Annotated in this window: 14 protein-coding genes, 1 tRNA gene and 2 rRNA genes (1 of these 17 only partly in view); 3 read left to right on the forward strand and 14 right to left on the reverse strand. The window is 33.9% G+C overall.

The window, feature by feature from the left end:
• Positions 1–42 precede the first annotated feature (42 nt).
• Both porV and porU read right to left on the reverse strand, forming a co-directional pair.
• Positions 43–1284: a type IX secretion system outer membrane channel protein PorV gene (porV, locus tag FEF17_RS01875; protein ID WP_139000664.1), complete on the reverse strand. Its 1242-nt coding sequence runs from the start codon at positions 1282–1284 to the stop codon at positions 43–45.
• 84 nt (positions 1285–1368) lie between these two features.
• A complete protein-coding gene (gene porU, locus FEF17_RS01880) occupies positions 1369–5259 on the reverse strand; it encodes a type IX secretion system sortase PorU (protein ID WP_139000665.1) in 3891 nt (1296 codons plus the stop codon).
• Positions 5260–5523: 264 nt separating this feature from the next.
• On the opposite strand from porU, the gene gldJ reads away from it, so the two are divergent.
• Positions 5524–7212 carry a gliding motility lipoprotein GldJ gene (gldJ, locus tag FEF17_RS01885; RefSeq protein WP_211342462.1) on the forward strand — a complete coding sequence of 563 codons (1689 nt, stop codon included), beginning with the start codon at positions 5524–5526 and terminating at the stop codon, positions 7210–7212.
• Between the two features lie 85 nt (positions 7213–7297).
• Entirely contained in the window at positions 7298–8572 is a 1275-nt protein-coding gene (locus tag FEF17_RS01890; protein WP_139000667.1) for a UDP-N-acetylmuramoyl-tripeptide--D-alanyl-D-alanine ligase, read from the forward strand.
• A 215-nt stretch (positions 8573–8787) separates the two neighbouring features.
• On the opposite strand, the gene FEF17_RS01895 is transcribed toward FEF17_RS01890, so the two are convergent.
• The 9 genes from FEF17_RS01895 to FEF17_RS01935 all read right to left on the reverse strand — a co-directional run bounded on the left by FEF17_RS01895 (position 8788) and on the right by FEF17_RS01935 (position 17255).
• Positions 8788–9558: a LuxR C-terminal-related transcriptional regulator gene (locus FEF17_RS01895; protein ID WP_139000668.1), complete on the reverse strand. Its 771-nt coding sequence runs from the start codon at positions 9556–9558 to the stop codon at positions 8788–8790.
• A gap of 256 nt (positions 9559–9814) precedes the next feature.
• Positions 9815–9889: transfer RNA gene (locus FEF17_RS01900), tRNA-Val, on the reverse strand.
• Positions 9890–9951: 62 nt separating this feature from the next.
• Entirely contained in the window at positions 9952–11169 is a 1218-nt protein-coding gene (locus tag FEF17_RS01905; RefSeq protein WP_139000669.1) for a bifunctional folylpolyglutamate synthase/dihydrofolate synthase, read from the reverse strand.
• Between the two features lie 5 nt (positions 11170–11174).
• Positions 11175–12023: an energy transducer TonB gene (locus FEF17_RS01910; protein ID WP_139000670.1), complete on the reverse strand. Its 849-nt coding sequence runs from the start codon at positions 12021–12023 to the stop codon at positions 11175–11177.
• A 62-nt stretch (positions 12024–12085) separates the two neighbouring features.
• Positions 12086–12478 (reverse strand): ExbD/TolR family protein, encoded by a 393-nt coding sequence (locus FEF17_RS01915; protein WP_139000671.1) that lies wholly within the window; start codon positions 12476–12478, stop codon positions 12086–12088.
• 1 nt (position 12479) lies between these two features.
• Positions 12480–13181, reverse strand: a complete 702-nt coding sequence (locus FEF17_RS01920; RefSeq protein WP_139000672.1) for a MotA/TolQ/ExbB proton channel family protein — start codon at positions 13179–13181, stop codon at positions 12480–12482.
• Between the two features lie 149 nt (positions 13182–13330).
• Positions 13331–14731 carry a sodium:proton antiporter NhaD gene (nhaD, locus tag FEF17_RS01925; RefSeq protein ID WP_139000673.1) on the reverse strand — a complete coding sequence of 467 codons (1401 nt, stop codon included), beginning with the start codon at positions 14729–14731 and terminating at the stop codon, positions 13331–13333.
• Between the two features lie 79 nt (positions 14732–14810).
• Positions 14811–16037, reverse strand: a complete 1227-nt coding sequence (locus tag FEF17_RS01930; protein WP_139000674.1) for a Glu/Leu/Phe/Val dehydrogenase dimerization domain-containing protein — start codon at positions 16035–16037, stop codon at positions 14811–14813.
• A gap of 159 nt (positions 16038–16196) precedes the next feature.
• The gene (locus FEF17_RS01935) at positions 16197–17255 is read right to left on the reverse strand and encodes an anhydro-N-acetylmuramic acid kinase (protein WP_344736503.1); all 1059 of its coding nucleotides are present in this window, start codon (positions 17253–17255) and stop codon (positions 16197–16199) included.
• A 98-nt stretch (positions 17256–17353) separates the two neighbouring features.
• Between FEF17_RS01935 and FEF17_RS01940 the strand changes: the two genes are divergently transcribed.
• Entirely contained in the window at positions 17354–18496 is a 1143-nt protein-coding gene (locus FEF17_RS01940) for an acyl-CoA dehydrogenase (protein ID WP_139000676.1), read from the forward strand.
• Between the two features lie 96 nt (positions 18497–18592).
• Here the strand turns inward: FEF17_RS01940 and FEF17_RS01945 are convergent, their stop codons facing one another.
• The 3 genes from FEF17_RS01945 to FEF17_RS01955 form a co-directional block, all read right to left on the reverse strand.
• On the reverse strand, positions 18593–21031 hold the full coding sequence (locus tag FEF17_RS01945) for a helix-turn-helix domain-containing protein (RefSeq protein ID WP_139000677.1): 2439 nt from the start codon (positions 21029–21031) through the stop codon (positions 18593–18595).
• Positions 21032–21206: 175 nt separating this feature from the next.
• Positions 21207–21314 (reverse strand): 5S ribosomal RNA (gene rrf / locus FEF17_RS01950).
• A 139-nt stretch (positions 21315–21453) separates the two neighbouring features.
• Positions 21454–21853: ribosomal RNA gene (locus tag FEF17_RS01955) — 23S ribosomal RNA — on the reverse strand; it runs 2423 nt beyond the window's last position.

Below are 21853 nucleotides of genomic sequence, written 5' to 3' on the forward strand. Positions count from 1 at the left end.
CCGATGAACAATAGTTTTTGTTTTAAAGAATAACTTTAAATTTTAGTATTCTGTATACTCCCCAGCGCCTATATTGAAAGTTAGTGAGAAACGTAGTGTGTTTTCTAAAGGACTTTGCACTTTTGATGCAGAAAACAAATACGATAAATCAATATTTACAACATTATATTTGAATCCAGCTCCTAAAGCTAAAAATTTTCGTGCTCCTTTCTCCTCTGCTTCATTAAAATATCCAGCTCTAAAAGCAAAAGAATCTTGATACATATATTCAGCACCCAGTGCCCATGTAAATTCTTCTAATTCTTCACTGAAACCTCCTGGTGCATCCCCGAAAGACTGAAAAATACCAGATAAGAAATTAACATCTTGAGATTGCCCTTCAAAAATAACATTATCAGTTTCACTAATGAGCTCATCATCAGCAGGGCCATCATAAGTTCCATTTCCATTTAAATCGTTATAAACAACCTCCGTACCTAATATCGGGGGAGTAGGCACTAATAGTTTCGCCACCTCTGCTGTAACAGATACTTTATTATAATCGTCGAAAATAAAATCGAAACCAGCTCCTAAACGTAAATTTGTCGGCTGAAAATTTTCTTGTCCTCCTTCATCGTATTTAAATTTTGGCCCGATATTCTGGATGGCAAATCCCATTCTCCAACGTCCATTAAAATCGTTATAAGCCTCTTCTTCACTTTGATAATATCCAGATATATCGACGCCAAAAGTACTTGCTGCCGTTATGTCTCCATCGACTCCTTGTAATCTCAAATCTGATCTTAAATAACGCATTGCTACGGACATGGCGAATTGATCCGTAAGTCTTAGCGCATATGAGGCGTCTATAGTTAATTCATTTGGTCTTTGTATTAAAGGTGTAGCGAATTCATCTGGAACAAACTCAATATCTCCTAATGAAAAATACTTTAAGCTTGCTGCAAAAGCGCTACGTTCATCTAAACGATTGAAGTAAGTAATGTTACCCAAGAAAATATCATTAACTAATTTGCTCAAGTAAGGTGTATAACTCACTCCAATTCCCGATTTTGTTTCAGAAAATACATATTTGGCAGAATTCCATTGTTGTGAAAAGGCATCTACAGATGTTGCAACACCCATATCTCCCATACCTGCCGCTCGTGCATCTGGCGCTATCAAAACAAAAGGGATACCTGTAGTTATAACTCTTGAGTCATTTTCATTTGGTATGATAACAGTTGATTGTGCTTCAACTTTCAAAAAAGCAATCAGGACTGCTAGTATTAATAGTTTATTCTTCATGAATCAGTTTTATTTAGCAAATATATATTTTATTTTAAAAGTCATTTCTAAATCCGTTGAACCAACCAAAAATATCGGTTATTGTTAAAGAATGACTAGTTTTTCTATTTTTTCAACTTTTTTATTTAGAAGAGGTGATCTTACCGTTAGCTTATAAATATAGACCCCTTTTCCTATTTTATCACCAAAATCATCCCTTCCATCCCAAACCATGTCTCGAGATAGTGAGCTTGTTACTTTTGCTCCTCCGTTGGTTTGTCCATTTAGTGTTTTAACTAGCTTACCTGAAACGGTGAATATCTGTATAGAAACGTCTAAAGCATCTGAACTATTGTGGTTAAACCAAAATTCTGTATAATTAACAAATGGATTCGGGTAATTTAAAACGTTGTTAATGACCAATTCTTGATCTTCATCGAATACAATAAACTGAATTTCTGATGTCGATGAGTTATTATAAACATCCCATGCTTTTAGAGTTAAGGTATGAAGTCCAGGTTCTAAATCTCTAAATGGGAAACTAACAATTCCTTTTTGATAACTATCTACTTCTGTTTGATAATAATCATTCAAAACATAGGGATTGGTTTCATCTCCATCTATAATAGCAATAATATCATGACCTATACCACTAGCAGTATTAATACCATTACTATCTTCTAGTTTTGCTAATAGTGTAGGTGATTCATTGGTAATTCCTCCAGAAACAAAGTTTTCATCGTTCATGAATAAGGAAATTACTGGACCTATATTATCTTCTTCAGCATTTTCATTCAATCCACCTATCCTTACTGTATTTATACTAGCTCCTGTATAATCTAACAATAATTCTTCATTATTAGCATAAAAGCTTACTTTACCAAACCCTATTGGAATAGATACATCTCTTGGGACTATAAAGTCAAATTCAAATTGACCATTAACTACTGAAGCTTGACCTCTAAAAATTACAGAGCCCAAAGTTGTAAAGTCCATTTTGATTAATTGATCACTAGAATCTCTCGTACCATCATTAGCTAAAGTTTGTCTTTCTATTGATTTATCATATATCGTGGTACTAAGGATTCCATTAAAATTATTTAAAATATTGCCAGAGAAATCTGTAACTTCTCCTTTTAATTTAGCATAGCCCAATGCTTGCAGCACATCTGTAGATTGGTTTATTGGAACGTCATTAATTTCAGTTAATCTAATGTTTGGTTTAGGGATAGCCAACTTCATTGCTGGATCACCAATAAAATAAACTAAACGCCTTTGAGTTTGACTTGACAACGAAGGATCATTTTTTGCAAGCCTTAAGGCTTCTGCCATAGTTGGATATTCAAAATCACTGAAGCGATCATTATCACTAAACGAAAATAGATATTGCTCCAAAATAATGTTAAATGTAGTGCCAAATAGCACAAATACTTGTCTTGTAGTCGTAATTAATCCAATTGCTCCGGCCTCCTTATTCCAGTAGGTAAGTTCTCCTGCAGTTTCCCTAAGTGGATTATCAAATTTTGTGAATTCACAAGTAACCGTTACAAAACAATTTAGCTTACAAACATTCTGGAAATTTAAAATATCTGGTTTTCGAAGAATTCGTTCACCAGCCAACCCTTCTTCACCTCCATGACCAAAATAATTAACAACCAATGCTCCCTTATCAATTGCATTTATCATGGCTTCCGTAACCTCGGGATAGGCATCTCCACCTGCACTAGAACTTTGTTGAAAAGCATCACTATGAAGCTTTAACACATTAATAAAGGACTTTTCCCGTGCCACTTCATTACTAAGGCTATCGGTTGTTCTTTGCAAGCGTTCCTCCCATTCTACATCTACGTCATCAGAAACGGCAATAAAATTATTCCTCCAACTTCCAAAGGCTTCTTTTGCATGGTACAACTCAACTTTATCAACCATTTCCTTTGCACGTTGTGGCGTATCAACAAGCATTCTACCAACAGCTATATCGAGTTTATCACTGTTAACCATGGTTCCTTCATTCGTGTCCATCATACCATAAAAATCGTCGGATACAAATGAAAATACAAGACTGTAACTATTATAGGAATACCATGAAGGCACAATGTTCGTATTATTTCTGATTCTATCTTTATAATCGAAAGAACCATCACCAAATAAACACAAGTACTTTATTCTATTTTCTGGAGAACTAGCATTATCGTAAATATACTTAACTAAATTTCTAATAGCTCCAATATCTTGATTGCCTGTACTAAACTCATTATAAATTTCATTTAATCCTACAACTTTCACATTAAGACCATATTGTCTCTTATTTATGTCTGCTAATCGTTGTGCCTCACCTAACATATTATTAGGAGATACTATCAAATAATCTATGTCTTGGAACTCCCCAAGATCATTATTAAAAATGGTACCCTTTAAATTTTGATTTCTAACAGTAGTTGTAGCATCGAACTGCGGCTCAAAATAATCTAATGAAGTCACAGCTACATAGGTTTTAAGTGTTCCCCTAGCGGCTGTAAAACTTAAGTTATCACTGGCATCTACATTACCAAAATTAGTTACATTATAAATATCGGTTATATCCCAAATTTCTGATATTCTTGAAGCATTTGAAATATTATATTGAGCGATACCAGAATCAGATGCAACATCTCTATTTTTAAATTGAAATTGTTTATCCAAAAAATTCAAAGCCCGCGTAGCTTCAACCGAAATATAATCCAAATATCCCAGAGCACTTGGGTTTCCTTGATTATCATAATCCAATGTAACTTTTACTGTGGATGAATTGATATTTAAAATACCATTGTACCCACCCCCATTAACTAAATTAGTTCCAGTTACTGCCGCCATGTTGATATTGGAAACCGGCATATCATTAACACTAATTTGCATTGAGCTTTCAGCATCAGAAGTTGCAGCAACCTCTACCTTTACATTAACGGGTTCAGTAGTTATAATGTCTGGAAAATCAAATTCAAATATTTTTTGACTTTCTACATCAAATCGGTCACCAAACCAACGCCTTCCAACCGTAGCTATATTGTACTCATCTATTTCATGAAATTTATAATCTTGATAGCTTTCAATTATTAAATTAGGGGTACCGGTAGGCTGATTAAATGCTTGAATACGCTTTCCAGGGCCTGAACTAACATTAATGTAATAATATGTTTTATCGGTATAACAATTTATATTGGTATTGCTTTCCTCGTTAAACTCCCGAGGACCCTGAGCATAAAATAAAATATGATCTTCATTGTTGAACAGCCCATCTTCCTCACCAACAAATTTTATAGCATTCTCAACTACATCAAAAGGATAAGGAATCGCATTAGAATATGGTATCATACGACCCCCATTACCGTAAAGTTTAATGTTTCTTGGGTCAACACCATTTACATTTACACCTAACCTTTGTAAAAAACTTTTAGACAATCGAAAAACTCCTGTTGTATCCACGTAAAAGCGATACCATTCACCAGAACTCAATACTGAGTTGGATATAGTTTTACCTATATTAAAGTTTTTGCTAGTCAATCCTCTTTTACTTGATATAGATTGGTTTGAATAATTAATCTGAAAGGAAACAACTCTTTTAAAAGTTCCATTGGCCTCCTTTAAAATTGGTGATAATTGAAAATAAGCATAACGTTTATTTCTAGCTTTTGACTTTTTAAGACTGTAATTAAGTTCGTCATCAATTTCATCAGGCTTTAAATCACCTAAATCACTTTTGTTAATAACTTCGAACTTAATATTACTTAATTTAACGGAAGACTCATCTATATCTCTATTTATTGCCCATTGGGCAATAAATAAAAGTCCTTGATCACCATGATAACTGAAATTTTCTTTATTAAAAGAAGGCACATTAAAAGTGTAACTCCCCGTAGATAAAGGTTGAATGCCTTTCCACTCAATATTATACTTCTTTTGTTGAGCAAAGGTGATTAAACCAAAACATAATAAAAAAACTAATATTTTCTCTTTCATTGCATGAATAACGTCATTAATCAACTGATATTATTAAAAAAATAACAATTTTTGAAACGAGTTCAAAAATACAATAATAAATTATCAAAATAGACGTTAATACAACACAAATCATCGTTCAAAAACATTAAAAACATCGACGAAATGCATAAAAAATAAGGTGAAATACACTTTTTTTTAGTCAAAATGCACAAATTAGCTTGCAATCTTGGGTTTAATTCTTATATTGCAGCACCAAAACAGAATTTTAGCTTACTTAAAAATATGGATATGAAAAAAGTAATAACGTTCAGAGCACTCCTAATACTAGGGTTGTCGTTAGCAGCAGTTAGCTGCAAGAAGTCTACCAGCTCTAAAAATAGTTCCAGAGCTACAGGATGGCAAATTAACGATAGAGAAGGTGGTTTCCAATACAACACCCGCTTTGAAGAACAAGAAACGTCTCCAGGATTAGTATTTGTTGAAGGAGGTACATTTACCATGGGTAAAGTACAAGATGATGTTATGCATGATTGGAATAACACTCCAAACCAACAACACGTGCAATCGTTCTACATGGATGAAACAGAAGTAACAAATGTTATGTACTTGGAGTACTTAGATTGGATAAAAAGGGTTTACCCACCAACTGATGAAAATTTCAAAGCTATTTATCATGGTGCACTTCCGGATACTTTAGTTTGGAGAAACCGTTTAGGTTTTAATGAAATTATGACCGAAAACTATTTACGCCACCCAGGTTATGCAGAATACCCTGTTGTTGGTGTTAGTTGGATTCAAGCTGTTGAGTTTGCTAATTGGAGATCAGACCGTGTAGGTGAAATGTCCTTACAAAAAGCTGGATACACAAAAAGAGGGTCTCATTTAACAGATGTTTCGGCAGATGCAACTTTTAATATTGATACTTATATTAATGCGCCTACTTTAACTTATGGAGGTAATGAAGAGGTTATAAACCCAGAAGGTGGAAGAAATAGAAATGCTCAAGTAGATGCAGACGGCAACCCAATTAATATTTATGCTAAACGAGAGTCTGGTATTCTTCCTTTAAAATATAGACTACCTACTGAAGCAGAATGGGAATATGCCGCACTTGGTTTAAGTGAAATAAGAAGCTATAATGTTTACCGAGGTCGTAAAAAATATCCTTGGGATGGTCAGTACACGCGTGCTGGAAAACGTAGAATTCGAGGTGACCAAATGGCTAACTTTAAACAAGGTAAAGGTGATTACGGTGGAATTGCAGGATGGTCTGATGATGGTGCAGATATTACTAATGCTGTTAAATCTTATGATCCAAATGATTACGGTCTATATGATATGGCTGGTAATGTAGCCGAATGGGTTGCAGATGTTTACAGACCTATTGTAGACGATGAGTTTAACGACTTTAACTACTACCGTGGTAATGTTTATACAAAAAACTCTATTAGCGAAGATGGAACTGTTGAAATAGTTACTTCTGAAGATATTGTTTATGACACGCTTTCTACTGGTAAATTAGTCGCAAGAAACTTACCTGGTGAAATTTTACAAATAGCAGTTGATGACAATGAAACTTATTTAAGAACAAATTTCGATAAAAGTAACGAAATAAACTTTAGAGATGGAGATAAACGTTCTTCAAGATATTTTGAAAGTTTTAATGATGATGATGAGTCTGACGAAGACTCTGAAACAAGAAAAATGTATAACTCTCCTAAACACAATGTTGAAAGAGATTCTTTAGGAAACCTTATTAGAGAATATGATAAAAGTAATAACAGAACATCTTTAATTAACGATCAAGTGAGAGTATTTAAAGGAGGTTCTTGGAAAGACAGAGAATACTGGTTAGACCCAGCGCAAAGACGTTATTATCCTGAAGATATGGCAACAGACTATATTGGATTTAGATGTGCTATGTCAAGAGTTGGATCTAAAACAAAAAGAAAAAACAAAACTAAAAACTAACATTTAGTTTAAAAAATAATTAAAAGTCCTAATTTCTATTAGGGCTTTTTTATTACATTTAATTCAACTTTTTAAAACACTTTTTTTGAATATAGAACATCTACATTCCTTATACCTAAGCTGTCACGCTGCTTCAACAGATACGCGAAAAATTAATAAAGATGATATGTTTTTTGCCTTGAAGGGTGGAAATTTTAATGGTAATGTGTATGCCGAAAAAGCTCTGAAATTAGGTGCAAAATATGCCATTATTGACGAGCCTGAATTTAACATTAATGAACATACTATTTTAGTTGGAAACGTTTTAGAAACACTACAGACCCTTGCAACCTACCATAGAAAATTTTTAAAGGTTCCAATTGTTGCCCTTACTGGAAGTAATGGAAAAACAACAACAAAAGAGCTTATTAATGCTGTACTTGCTCAAAAATATCAAACTACAGCAACAGTTGGAAATCTAAATAATCATATTGGCGTGCCATTAACACTACTTTCAATGACCAAAGATACCGAAATTGGGATTGTAGAAATGGGTGCTAACCATCAAAAGGAAATTGCCTTTTTATGTGATATTGTACAACCGGATTACGGACTCATAACCAACTTTGGCAAAGCTCATTTAGAAGGGTTCGGCGGTATTGAAGGTGTCATTAAAGGTAAAAGCGAAATGTATGATTATTTAATCTCGCATGACAAAACCGTTTTTGTCAATAATAATGATCCTATTCAATTAGAGAAAACAATAAAGGCTAACCACTACTCATTTGGCTCATTAAAATCTGATGTTATCATTGAATTTAAAAATGCTAATCCGTTTGTTAGTATTAAGTATAATAATTTGACCATAAAAAGCCAATTAATTGGTGACTATAATTTTGGTAATATTGCGATTGCCATTGCTATTGGGCAATATTTCAAAATTAATGAAGTAAGCATTAAACAAGCCATTGAAAGTTACCAACCAAGTAATAACAGATCTCAAATAATTAAAAAAGAAGGTGTCCAAATTATTCTGGATGCCTACAATGCCAACCCTACAAGTATGAGAGCTGCCTTACTAAGTCTTGAAAAACAGTCTGGAAAGAAAGTAGCTATTTTAGGCGATATGTTTGAATTGGGTGATGATGCAGAACAAGAGCATCAAGAGATTACGACCCTAGCGGTATCTCTAAGAATTGATAAAGTTATTTTTGTTGGAAAGAATTTTAACAAATCTAAATTGTTCAAAAACAATGGGATACAGTACAAATCTTTTGATGATTTTAAATCTGAATTCAACTTCTCTAGCCTTCAAAATTCAACTCTTTTAATAAAAGGATCTCGAGGCATGGCTTTGGAGCGGGTGCTAGATCTATTTTAAAAAAACAAGCCCGTTATTCTCATAACGGACTTTATTTTCTTATAATTCTCCCTAAGAATTAATTAATAGCAATGTAAATTTGCGACTTAATTACTTATACCACAATACTCAATTTGAGTATTTTTAATAATTTTCGTACAGTTTTCGTTAAACAAGGTTTTTTTTAAGATGTAATGCAAAGTTTATTTTCTTTCGAGTCGTATCTAAAAATCTAATTAAATGATATTTTTATTCATTTTTAACATCCCAATAAGTTCCCCAGTGGAAGATATGTTTAACTTTTTTAGGATATTACGTCGATGCGTATCTACAGTGTTTGAGCTAATATTTAGTTTTTCTGCAATGTCCTTACTGGAATAATTTAAAACTAACAGACGAATAACATCGCGTTCCCTGTTACTTATACCATCTGTTAATAATTTCTGTGAGAAATTGTTAAAATATACCGTCTCATATTCATTATTACTATTTAATAATTTAGCCGAAGCAGAGATTTGCATCTCAAGGCTTCCTGACAAAACTGTATAGTGCGCTAAACCAATCACGGGCTTATCCTTACTATCAAACTCCAGAGGCGTTGTATTCTGTACTACATTAACATATTCATCTTCACTGTTTTTTAATCGATAATTCCAAGTATAACTCATTTTACTTCTATCATTAACACTAATTTCATTTATCGTAAAATTCATTAATTCATTTAATGCTTTCAACCATTTATCTAAATCATCAGGGTGCATTCTACTCCATAAATATCGCATTCCCTTAATTTGCAATTCCTGTTTATCTAATCCAAGACAAGCAGTCATATTTTTACTTATATATTCAAAGGATAAATCTTGAGTATTTGTAATGCAAAAAAAAGTGGAACTATATGGAAGATAAACATCCAGTTCTATTATTTTTTCAATATGCTGTTTGAGTGACGGGTTATCGTGTGATTTAAATATTTCTTTGTAGACTTCTTTTATAGAACTACCATTCATAGACGAGAGATTTTTCCTAAAAATAAGCAAAAAATGTTAGTATCAAGCGGATAGAAAATGGTATATAAAAAAATCCTGATAAAATTACTTGGATTTTTATGTGATTGCGAAGGGATTGTATATCACAAAACACTCCATTCTGAAAATAGAGCATGCTCAAACATAGTTTGAGAACATATATTTATTTCACAAACTGAATAAATTCATTTTGTTCCATAAAAAAAGTCTGCTTTAAAAAGCAGACTCTATTTATTTGTGGGCGCGAAGGGATTCGAACCCCTGACCCCTTGGGTGTAAACCAAGTGCTCTGAACCAACTGAGCTACGCGCCCTCTAAATTGGATTGCAAATATAACCTAGTTTTTAATATTGCAAAAACTTTTTCAATAAAAAATTAAATAATTTCGGCAACTACAAAAGTGCTTCCCCCAACAAATATTAAATCGTTAGAAGCAGCCTGTTTCAAAGCGCTTTTATAAGCTTCGTCAACTGATTTATAAGCCTCTCCTTTTAAGTTATGTGCATTAAAATATTGCTTTAAATTCATGACGTCCATACCTCTTGGAATATCTGGCTTGCAGAAATAATAAGTAGCTTGCGTAGGAAGTAAATCTACTATTGAATTTAAATCTTTATCGCTTACCGCACCAAAAACAATGTGTAAATCATTATACTTCTCATTTCTGAGTTGCTCCATTACATAGCAGAGACCTTCTCTATTATGCCCGGTATCGCATATAACTTTAGGTGTATCGTTTAGTATTTGCCAGCGCCCTAAAAGTCTTGTATTTTCCATAACCTTTTTCAAGCCCTCTCTTAAATGTTTTTCTGAAATATTATAACCAATTAACAGAAGTTCTTGTATTACTTGAGCAACTGTTTTACTATTCTTAATTTGATAACTCCCAATAAGATCGGATTTATAATCTTTAATTATATTCTTATCTGCAAATACAATTTTCGAGTTGTTCTTATGCGCTATATCTTTAAAAACTGGTAATGTTTCTTTTTGGGTTTCACCAATTACAATTGGCACATTCGGTTTTATAATACCTCCTTTTTCATGAGCGATTAATTCTAAAGTATCACCTAAAAACTGTGTATGATCTAATCCTATATTTGTTATTACAGATACTTTTGGAGTGATAATATTGGTCGAGTCTAAACGTCCGCCCATACCAACCTCGACAACGGCGATATCGATTTCCTGTTTTGAGAAATAGTCGAATGCCATTCCAACAGTCATCTCGAAAAAAGACAATTGATTTTTTTCAAAAAACGATTTATTCCGTTTTATAAAACCAATTACAAATTGCTTACTTATTTCTTTACCATTTATTTTAATGCGCTCTCTAAAATCTTTTAAATGTGGAGAAGTATATAACCCTACTTTATAACCTGCTTCCTGAAGTACTGAAGCAAGCATATGGCTGGTAGATCCTTTACCGTTAGTCCCTGCGATATGGACTGATTTAAACTTATTTTCAGGGTTGTTTAAATGGCTTGCTAACTTTACGGTACTAGATAAATCTTTCTTGAATGCCAATTTACCTTGTCGCTGATACATTGGTAGTTGAGAAAACATCCAATTTAGCGTATCTTGATACGTCATTATTTCTATTGGCTAAGTTGAAAATTCACGCTCACAAAACCTATTTGTCTTGTTGGTGCCTTAGAATCTGCTGGCCATTTATGCGACAACGCTATTTTCTTTGCTGGTTCTAATAAACATTGCGCTGTATTTGTTGTTCCTCTTTGCCCAGGTTCAGCTGAAATTACATTACCGCTTTGATTAACAATAATCTTTACAATTACCGTCCCTTGCTCATTGCAATCCTGCTTGATGGTTTTATATGAAGCTCTACCTCTACCATTTAATCCGTAACCAACACCACCACTTCCTGTTCCTTGACCACCAAAATAACTTGGCGCATATGGATTACCATCTAATTGACCCTTATCGCCAGCTCTATCATCATTTCCTTCACTCCCTGTTTCACTGCCTTCAGATTTACTTACACCTCCAATAAGCGCATCTAATTTCTTTTTCTTCTCCTCTTGTTCTCTTTTTTCTTTAGCAATTCTATCTGCTTCCGCTTTAGCTTTAGCATCAGCAATTGCCTTTGCCCTCGCTTCAGCTTCTTTTTGCTTCTTAATGGCAATCGATTCTCTATCTTCTTGTGTTAAAACTTCTTCTTTGGTTTCTGAGGCTTTGGTAGGCTCGGACTTAGACACATCTGGTTGAGGTGGTTCTTCAATTTTCTTCGGTTCAGATTTTACCGGTTTCAAAGGTTGAACATTCCCTTTACCAAATGATGAATTGCCAAAATTTACTGCAACTCCATATTCTTCGGGCGGATCCATATAAGTTGTGCCCACTACAAACAATAATAACAACAAAATAACACTTATAAGTGCTGTTAATTTTGCAGAATTCTTTTCGTGTTTGGTCTTAAAATATTTCATCGCTATAATACGCCACCATTGAGTTCTGATGAAAACCAGAATTCAACCTAAGTTACATTTCGCTATTTTGGCTTTACAGCCAGTATAACTTTAAATTTATTTCTATTTGCTATATCCATAACCTTTACAACATTTTCAACAGGTACAGATTTTTCCGCTCTTAAAATAATAGTTGGCTTTTCTAATGATGAAAGGGCGGCTAATAATTCATTTTCTAAAATACTCTCTCCAACTCGTTTTTGATCGATGTAATACGTCAAATCCTTTTTAATACTAACTGCCACCGACTTTTTATTTTCAGTTTTACCACTCGCTTTTGGTAATAAAATATCAATAGCACTGGTTGTTACTAATGTAGAAGCAATCATAAAAAAGATAAGTAGCAGGAATACAATATCGGTCATGGACGACATATTGAACTCAGGTGTTACTTTATTTCTTCCTCTAAAGTTCATACTAAGTTGGTTCGTTTAAGTGATCTAAAAACTCTAATGAGTTCGCTTCCATTTGATAAACAACTTTATCGGTCTTTACTACTAAATGATTATAAGCGATGTAAGCTATAATACCGACTATTAAACCGGCAACAGTTGTTGTCATTGCAGTATATAAACCGCTGGCTAAGACATCCATTTGAATTGACCCTCCCGCATTTGCTAATTCAAATATTGCTAATATCATTCCAATTACCGTACCAAGAAATCCAATCATAGGTGCAGCTCCGGATATTGTTGCTAGAATACTTACATTCTTCTCTAAACCATAAATCTCTAATCTGCCTGCATTTTCTATAGCAGTGTTAATATCGGCCAATGGTTTTCCTATTCTAGAAATACCTTTACCAATTAATCTAGATACTGGTGTATTAACCTGAGCACACAATACTTGAGCGGAATCAATCTTACCGTTACTTACATGATCCTTAATTTGATTCATGAAATTAGCATCTACTTTTGAAGCCGCTTTTATAGCAAAAATGCGTTCAAAATAAATATAGATTGCACCAACTAATAACAAAAAAAGAACTGCAATTATAACTTGTCCTGCAGCACCTCCGCTACTAATTAATTCAATTATTGAAAGTGTTTTTTCAACAGATTCGCCATCTGTTAGCACCTCTGCCCCTTCTTGGGAATTTTGTAATAATGTATTTAGCATATAATTTAATTTATTGCAATTTTATAACGTCGCTTTAGACGCTAAAGTATAACAAAAATAGATTTCAAGTTATAATCTTATAAAAAAACAGAAATATTAGCGAATACTCACTAACATTTCTGTTTTTAATATTTGAATTTAATAATTAACTAAAATAATGTTCTTGTAAACATAAAGGCAACGGCTCCAACTAAAAAGCCTGCCAAAGCCAACCATGAAATCTTTTTTAAGTACCAGAAAAAATCTATCTTTTCCATACCCATAGCCACAACGCCCGCGGCAGAACCAATAATTAACATACTTCCTCCGGTTCCAGCCGAATAAGCTATAAAGTGCCATAGTACATGATCGATATCTGCACTAAACATTCCTAAACTTGCTGCGACCAATGGGACATTATCGATAACTGCAGAACCTACACCTAATAAGAGTACCACTAAATCTGATACCGCATTAGGTTCAGATGGATTCAATTCGGTTCCTAACATAGGCATACTATCTTGTAATGTAGTCGCAAATCCGAATAAAATACCCAAAGATTCTAAAGCTGCAACAGCCATTAAAATTCCGAGGAAGAATAATATACTCGGCAATTCAATTTTAGATAAAGAATAGTGTACCGGACTATGATGAGCATGCGCATCACTTTCAGTTGAATCAATTTCCGTCAAACTAAATTTAGAACTACTATATATCTCAGCAAAAATAGCAACAACTCCTAAGGACAACATCATACCAACATAAGGAGGTAAATGCGTAATCACCTTAAAAATTGGAACAAAAACTATTGCACTAAGCCCTAAATAAAGCATTGTACCGCTAAACTTGGACTTTGATTTCTCCACAGTTTCCTCCATCTCTAAATCGCCTTTAAATGCAGGTAAAAAAGATGCTATAAAAGAAGGTACAGCCATACATAAGAATGAAGGAAGCAATAAGTATCCTATTAAATGACCAGTAGTTACTTTTTTACCAATCCATAACATTGTAGTTGTAACATCTCCAATAGGAGACCAGGCACCACCAGCATTCGCTGCTATAATAATTAGGCCAGCAAACCATATACGGGTATTTCTGTCTTTTACAATTTTCTGTAAAATTGAAATTAAAACAATAGTTGCAGTCAGGTTATCTATTATGGCTGAAAGAATAAACGCTAGAATAGAAAAAATCCATAATATTTTTGTTTTTTTCTTGGTCTTAATGAAATCTTTAATCGTTGAGAAGCCATCAAAATAGTCTATAATTTCAACAATGGTCATTGCTCCTAAAAGAAATACTAAAATTTCAGAGGTTTTTCCTAAATGATGTAAAAGAGTTTCTTCCATTAGATGCATCTTTTCGTCATGACCCAGGAGTCCAAAACTTTCTAATAAAGCATGCTTACCAGAGTCAAACCATTGTGGAAAACTATCTAACCCCAAGGCTATAAGCGCCCAACAAATAGCCATCATTACAAGTGCTGGAATAAGTTTATCAATTTTTATACTGTGCTCAAGGGTAATAGCTAAATAGCCCATTACAAATACCAAAATAATAGCTGCTTCCATAAATTAAAATGTTATCGGTTGTTGTTAATTAGTCTTTCTTTGTTTAAATTTTGACGGCCTTTTTTGAGTTTGTCCTGTTTCAAATTAATTGTTCAAGGGCAATTTCAAAAGCGGTCTCGCTAATTCCTGTTTTAGCATTACTTTTGTTATATACATCCTGTATTGCCTCTCTAATTTTATCAGACGTATCACTAAAAATAGCCTCATCAGTCATTAACACCCGTCTTTCCATGAAATAAGCAAATACTCTTGCCATGCCACAGTTTGATATAAAATCTGGTATCAAACTCACTCGATAGTCTGTATGCTCCATTATAGGGCCAAAAAATATTTCTTTATCAGCAAATGGAACATTAGCTCCACATGAAATAACCTCTAAACCACTATCTATCATTTCATCAATTTGATGAATCGTAATTAAACGAGATGCTGCACAAGGGGCGAAAATTTCCGTTTGTATAGACCAAATCTCTTTATTTATCTGTTCAAACGGAATTAAATTATCGCTCACTAAAGTATTACCTTTTTTTGCAAGAAACAAGTTTGTAATCTCTTCAAACGTAAAACCATCTTCATTAATCAATCCACCAACGATATCAATTATCCCAACTATTTTCGCTCCCATTTTTGATAAATAGAAAGCTGCGGCAGCTCCAACATTCCCAAATCCCTGAACGACAGCCCGTTTACCTTCTATTGATCCACCGTAAATTTTATAATATTGGTTAGCTGCTTCTGCAACACCAAAACCTGTTATCATATCGGCAACCGTATATTTTCGTAATACCGCTGGAGAATAATCTGGATTCTCAATAACCTTAATTACACCTTGGCGTAACTGACCAATCCTGTTTATTTTATCGGCCTCTGTTGGCCTAAAATGACCATTAAAAACACCTTCTTGTGGATGCCATACACCACTCTCTTCAGTAATTGGGATAACCTCATGTATCTCATCTACATTTAAATCGCCACCTGTACCGTAGTAACTTTTTAATAATGGAGAAACAGCCTTATACCAGCGTTCAAGTACACCTTTTTTACGTGGATCATCGGGATCAAAATTTATACCCGATTTAGCGCCTCCAATTGCTGGACCAGAGACAGTAAATTTTATTTCCATAGTTTTAGCTAGAGAAACTACCTCATTCAAATCCAATCCTTTTCGCATTCTAGTGCCTCCTCCAGCTGCACCGCCGCGTAAAGAGTTTATTACCGTCCACCCTTCTGCATCAGTTTCCGGGTCTTTCCAATTAAAGACTATTTCTGGATCTTTATTTTCGTATTTTTTTAATAATTCTTTCATTTTTTAGATTTCTTTTTTGATTCAATTTTAAATTAACACTTTTTTTGCGGAGATAAGAATTAAGTGAAGCTATAACTGATTCATTCTAAAATTTTAAAAAATTATTAACCTAACAAATATAAAAAACTAATGGAGCTCAAAAATAAATTTAGGGTAAATTTATGGATAGAAAATATTGCCAGAGCTATGATTTATTGATGCTCCAGTAACACTTTTAAGACAATTTATTTCATTTCTTAATCTAAGAACTCCAAGAAAAGCAAATATTAGGGCTTCCTTAAATTCAATAATATTCTTACTAGGTGAAATTATTTTACTTTCAGAAAGACTTTTTATTCTTTTCATCAAAAAATCATTGTACACGCCTCCTCCAGTTATCAGAACAGTTCCATTTTGATTATTACTAACTTGAGACGTAATTTGAATTGCTACATGCTCTACAAAAGTCCTTAAAGTATCTTTTACTTCTAGTTTAAATGAATCACATATTGGAAATATGTTTGCTTGAACCCATTCCAAACCTAAGGACTTAGGATATACTTGATTATAAAAATCCAATGCATTTAATTTATTTAACAAAGATTCATTAACCTGACCAGACGAAGCTAAAAACCCTTTATCATCGTAATTTAATCCTAATGCTCCAACATAATGATTAAGCACAATATTAACTGGACAAATATCATAAGCCAATCGTTTTCGATTCTTATTAAAAGATATATTAGCAAACCCTCCAAGATTAAGACAATAACTATATTCGTTAAACAATAGTTCATCTCCAATAGGAACTAGTGGTGCTCCTTGCCCACCAAGTTCAACATCCTGAACCCTAAAATTGCAGACGACTGCTTTATTTAAAAGTTCGCATAGACTTGATTGATTTCCGATTTGGTAGGTTATACCTTCATCTGGTTTATGTAATGCAGTATGACCATGAGACGAAACAAAATCAAGTTCGGTAATTTGATGCTTTTCAATGAAATTATTAATTTGTTTACCTAAATACCTTGTGTAATCTTTATCAATAGCTTTTAAAACAGAAGGACTAAATTTTACCAAATTTTTAAGCGTGTTTTGCCAGATCTTATCATACTCTAAAGTTTCAGAAGTCTTTATTTGGAATTTCCACACGTCCTCGAACTTAAAGGATACATAAACTAAATCTAAGCCATCTAAAGATGTTCCAGACATCACTCCTATCACATTATATTCATTCATTATCATATTAAGTAAAAATAGTATTTTTCATTAAACATATCACATTAAAAACTTATATTTGTACATATTTTTTATCATATTAATAATTTTTTAAGGTTATGGATTTTAGTCTATCTGAAGAACACATAATGATTCGTGATGCTGCTCGTGATTTTGCACAAACCGAGTTACTCCCAGGTGTAATTGAACGTGATAATAAACAACAGTTCCCCAAAGAATTAGTTAAAAAAATGGGAGACTTAGGGTTTATGGGCATAATGGTAGACCCTAAATATGGCGGTAGCGGAATGGATGCAATTTCCTATGTTCTTATTATGGAAGAATTATCAAAAATTGATGCATCTGCTTCAGTTATCGTTTCTGTAAATAATTCTTTAGTTTGTTACGGGCTTCAAGCCTATGGATCTGAAGAGCAAAAGCAGAAATACTTAACTAAATTAGCTACTGGTGAATTTGTAGGTGCTTTTTGTTTGAGTGAACCTGAAGCAGGTAGCGATGCTACCTCACAAAAAACTACGGCGATTGATAAAGGTGATTATTACCTATTAAACGGAACAAAAAACTGGATAACCAGTGGTGGTCGTGCCGATGTTTATTTAGTCATTGCCCAAACTGATCGAGATAAAGGGTCTCATGGTATTAACGCCTTTATCGTAGAACGTGATACGGAAGGATTCCACATCGGACCCAAAGAGGACAAATTAGGAATTCGAGGAAGTGATACACATACACTTCAGTTTAACGACGTTAAAGTTCCTAAAGAAAATAGAATAGGAGCGAATGGCTCTGGTTTTAGATTTGCCATGAAAACCTTATCTGGTGGACGCATAGGCATTGCTTCTCAAGCTTTGGGTATCGCACAAGGCGCATACGAACTGGCACTGAAATACTCTAAAGAACGTAAAGCTTTTGGAACTGAGATATGTAACCATCAAGCCATTGCCTTTAAGCTTGCCGATATGTATACAGAAATTGAAGCAGCTCGACATTTGGTGATGAAAGCGGCTTGGGATAAAGACGAAGGTAAGAATTACGATAAATCGAGTGCCATGGCCAAACTTTATGCTTCGAAGGTAGCTATGGAACACACTGTCGAGGCTGTACAAATACATGGCGGGAACGGATTTGTAAAAGAATACCATGTAGAACGCCTAATGCGTGATGCCAAAATCACACAGATATACGAAGGTACTTCTGAAATCCAAAAAATCGTCATCTCAAGAAGTATTTTAAGAGATTAATAAAAAATTGTAATGTCTTAGAAATTAATTCCAAACAAGACAATATAATTATAATAGTAAAATTCAGAATCGTCTAAATTTTTAGACGATTCTTTTTTAGTCTTTATTTAAATCCTCCAAAACCAAGCGTAGTTCGCCATAACTATATTTTTCATCCAACTGATGCTTCAAATCTGATAAGTTCTCGAATTTCTTTTTTGGGATTAAAGTTTTCAACTCTAAATAATGAGTCTCTGGTATCAAATCTGTAATCTTTACCTTACCAGAAGGTATAAAACTTGCTAGATGACCGATTATAGTATTCGTGTTTAATTCTCTAATATCTGAGATTTCTTGAATTGTTTTACCAGATTCGAACAAGGTCAAAGATTCTTTTTTAGTATCTCCTTTCTTTCGTTTAGGTTTTGATAGTTCAAAAATCTCCATATCGGAAGAAGTTTCAATATCATGTTGTTCACAATATGCTCTAATTACCTTTAAAATAGCTACCCCATATTTTTCAACGCGCGTTTTACCCATTCCATTTAGCTTCAGCAACTCTTGTTTGGTAGTTGGTAACGTTTCACACATTTCATATAAAGTTTTTTGAGCGAAAATTTGATAGTGAATCAAATCTTTATTTTCAGCAATATCATTTCTTAAAATTCGAAGTTTTTCAAATAGTTCAATATTACTTGTTCCATCTACAATTGTCTTTCTAGGTTTCTTTGGTTTTTCTTTACCTGAGAATACAGATTTAGCACGTAATTCTAAAAAACTATTTGCATTAAAACCATTGAACATCCCATTAAAATATAACATTTTAACACTCAATAAGTCTTCAAAACCATCCAAGTGTTTAGCAATCTCCCTTCCAATTGCTTGGTTATCTGTAGTGAATGCAAAAGTTCTTAAAGGTTCAACCATCTTAGTTCCTGTTTCTGATTTAAAATAGGCAATTGCTTTTTTAAATCGATCTTGTATAACAACACTATCTTCTGACAAACCTTCACCTTCGGAAAGTTGTTTTAATTGTGTATTAAAACCATTCGCTATTTTCAATAAATTGGCTATACATTCTCTAATAGGTAAAAAAGTTGATTCAACAGATCCTTCAATTATCGTTCTATTCTTGTAATAAATATCTAAAATACGGTTCAATGGATATAAAAATTCATAAAACTCAAAAATTTCGGAAATCATATCAAGCTGAAATTGTTTTTGAGAATCCATCAAAACATTTTCATCAGGTGCATTTTCCTCTCTCTGAATATTAAAACTGGTTACATTGACATCGCTAATAATCTGGTTGGAATTTATTTTACTTTTCAATACCAAACCTTCCAAAGATTTGCATCTACTCAATGCAACATATGTTTGTCCATGTGCGAAAGCACCTGCCGCATCAATTATCGCTTTTCCAAAGGTTAGCCCTTGACTTTTATGTATAGTAATACTCCATGCCAAACGCAAGGGTATTTGAGTATACGAACCTATTTTCTCTTCTGTTATTGCTTTTGTTTCAGCATCAACCGAATATGTAATATTCTCCCAAACTTCCGGCGTTACAACAATATTAAACTCATCATCAGGACAATGCACCACCACTTCATCGATCTCCAAATGAATCACCTTCCCTATCTTACCATTAAAATAACGTTTCTCAGGGCTACTGTCGTTTTTTACAAACATTACTTGAGCATCTACCTTAAGCTCCAGGTTTTCTTTGTTAGGGTATGAATACTCTGGAAATTTACCATCCACTTCAGCGTTATATATATACGAATTTGTTGTAAGCTTATCTAACTCTGCCCTATTGGTAGCTTCCGCTTTATTGTTATGTGTAGTTAACGAAATATAACCTGCATCAGGTTCTGGCGTAAAATCAGGAATGTAGCGCCTGTTTAATTCGGCTGCTGCATCGGTACTTAAAGTATTATTTCTAATTTCATTGAGGATCTTAATGAACTTTGGATTTTCCTGTCTATAAATATGCTTTAATTCAATTGTAATTGCATTGCAGTTTTGGAAAGCGTGGCTACTAAAAAAGAACCCATTTTTATACACATGCATCAGTAAGTTCCACTCCTGTTCCTTTATTACTGGTGATAACTGTTGCAAATCACCAATCATCAAAACCTGCACGCCACCAAACACTTTATTCCTGTTTCTAAAACGGCGCAAGGTTCTATCAATACCATCCAGCAAATCGGCACGTACCATACTAATTTCGTCAATCACCAGCAGGTTCATCGACTTAATAATATTAATCTTTGTTTTACTAAATTTTCTATTAAACCCTTTACTCGCATTCAAATCGGTATCCGGTAGAATCGGACCAAAAGGCATCTGAAAAAATGAATGAATAGTAACACCTTTAGCATTAATAGCTGCCACTCCAGTAGGTGCAACAACAACCAAACGTTTTAAGCTATGCATCTTCAAACGATGCAAAAAAGTTGTTTTACCAGTCCCCGCTTTACCCGTTAAAAAAATAGAACGATTGGTTTCGTTAACAAATTGCCATGCTAAATCAAGCTCCTTATTCTCTGACATTAATTTTTAAAAATTAAAATTTGAAGATACTAATTTGAGTAAATTTTTTGAGTAAATTTTTGAAGTTAAAATCAGTCAGGAGCTAAATCAACTATTGCGATATACCTTTTGAATAAGTAGTCATCCTATCATAAACAAAAAAAATCCCGATTCTAATAAAAGAATCGGGATTCAAAAAAGGCGACGACCTACTCTTCCACAAATGTAGTACCATCGGCGCTAATGGGCTTAACTTCTCTGTTCGGAATGGTAAGAGGTGAGCCCCATCGCTATAACCACCTTAAGTTATAGCTGTTTACTATTGGCATTTAGCCTTTAGCATACAGCGTTTATCCGCTTTGGATAAACAAATATCTTAACATATTGAATAAAGAACATGGTTTGTAATAATAATGTGTTGTACTCTTATAAAAAAACAGGCGTACAATAAGCCTATGGGTTATTAGTACTACTCGGCTATGACATTACTGCCTTTACACCTATAGCCTATCAACGTGGTAATCTTCCACGACCCTTTAAAGAAATCTCATCTTGTGGTGGGTTTCGCGCTTATATGCTTTCAGCGCTTATCCCTTCCAAACGTAGCTACTCAGCAATGCCGCTGGCGCGACAACTGATACACCAGAGGTTTGTCCAACTCGGTCCTCTCGTACTAGAGTCAGATCCACTCAAATTTCTAACGCCCACTGTAGATAGAGACCGAACTGTCTCACGACGTTCTGAACCCAGCTCGCGTGCCACTTTAATGGGCGAACAGCCCAACCCTTGGGACCTTCTCCAGCCCCAGGATGTGACGAGCCGACATCGAGGTGCCAAACCCCC

It is taken from the genome of Hyunsoonleella aestuarii, assembly GCF_006148925.1.
GTDB lineage: Bacteria > Bacteroidota > Bacteroidia > Flavobacteriales > Flavobacteriaceae > Algibacter_D > Algibacter_D aestuarii.

What these genes read in the sequence shown, in the direction of transcription:
- FEF17_RS01945 (WP_139000677.1), bottom strand. Translation starts at nt 21,031, where the DNA reads ATGTCAGAGAATAAGGAGCTTGATTTAGCATGGCAATTTGTTAACGAA.
- FEF17_RS01920 (WP_139000672.1), bottom strand. Translation starts at nt 13,181, where the DNA reads ATGCTAAATACATTATTACAAAATTCCCAAGAAGGGGCAGAGGTGCTA.
- FEF17_RS01930 (WP_139000674.1), bottom strand. Translation starts at nt 16,037, where the DNA reads ATGAAAGAATTATTAAAAAAATACGAAAATAAAGATCCAGAAATAGTC.
- porV (WP_139000664.1), bottom strand. Translation starts at nt 1,284, where the DNA reads ATGAAGAATAAACTATTAATACTAGCAGTCCTGATTGCTTTTTTGAAA.
- porU (WP_139000665.1), bottom strand. Translation starts at nt 5,259, where the DNA reads ATGAAAGAGAAAATATTAGTTTTTTTATTATGTTTTGGTTTAATCACC.
- FEF17_RS01895 (WP_139000668.1), bottom strand. Translation starts at nt 9,558, where the DNA reads ATGAATGGTAGTTCTATAAAAGAAGTCTACAAAGAAATATTTAAATCA.
- nhaD (WP_139000673.1), bottom strand. Translation starts at nt 14,731, where the DNA reads ATGGAAGCAGCTATTATTTTGGTATTTGTAATGGGCTATTTAGCTATT.
- FEF17_RS01905 (WP_139000669.1), bottom strand. Translation starts at nt 11,169, where the DNA reads ATGACGTATCAAGATACGCTAAATTGGATGTTTTCTCAACTACCAATG.
- FEF17_RS01915 (WP_139000671.1), bottom strand. Translation starts at nt 12,478, where the DNA reads ATGAACTTTAGAGGAAGAAATAAAGTAACACCTGAGTTCAATATGTCG.
- gldJ (WP_211342462.1), top strand. Translation starts at nt 5,524, where the DNA reads ATGGATATGAAAAAAGTAATAACGTTCAGAGCACTCCTAATACTAGGG.
- FEF17_RS01940 (WP_139000676.1), top strand. Translation starts at nt 17,354, where the DNA reads ATGGATTTTAGTCTATCTGAAGAACACATAATGATTCGTGATGCTGCT.
- FEF17_RS01935 (WP_344736503.1), bottom strand. Translation starts at nt 17,255, where the DNA reads ATGAATGAATATAATGTGATAGGAGTGATGTCTGGAACATCTTTAGAT.
- FEF17_RS01910 (WP_139000670.1), bottom strand. Translation starts at nt 12,023, where the DNA reads ATGAAATATTTTAAGACCAAACACGAAAAGAATTCTGCAAAATTAACA.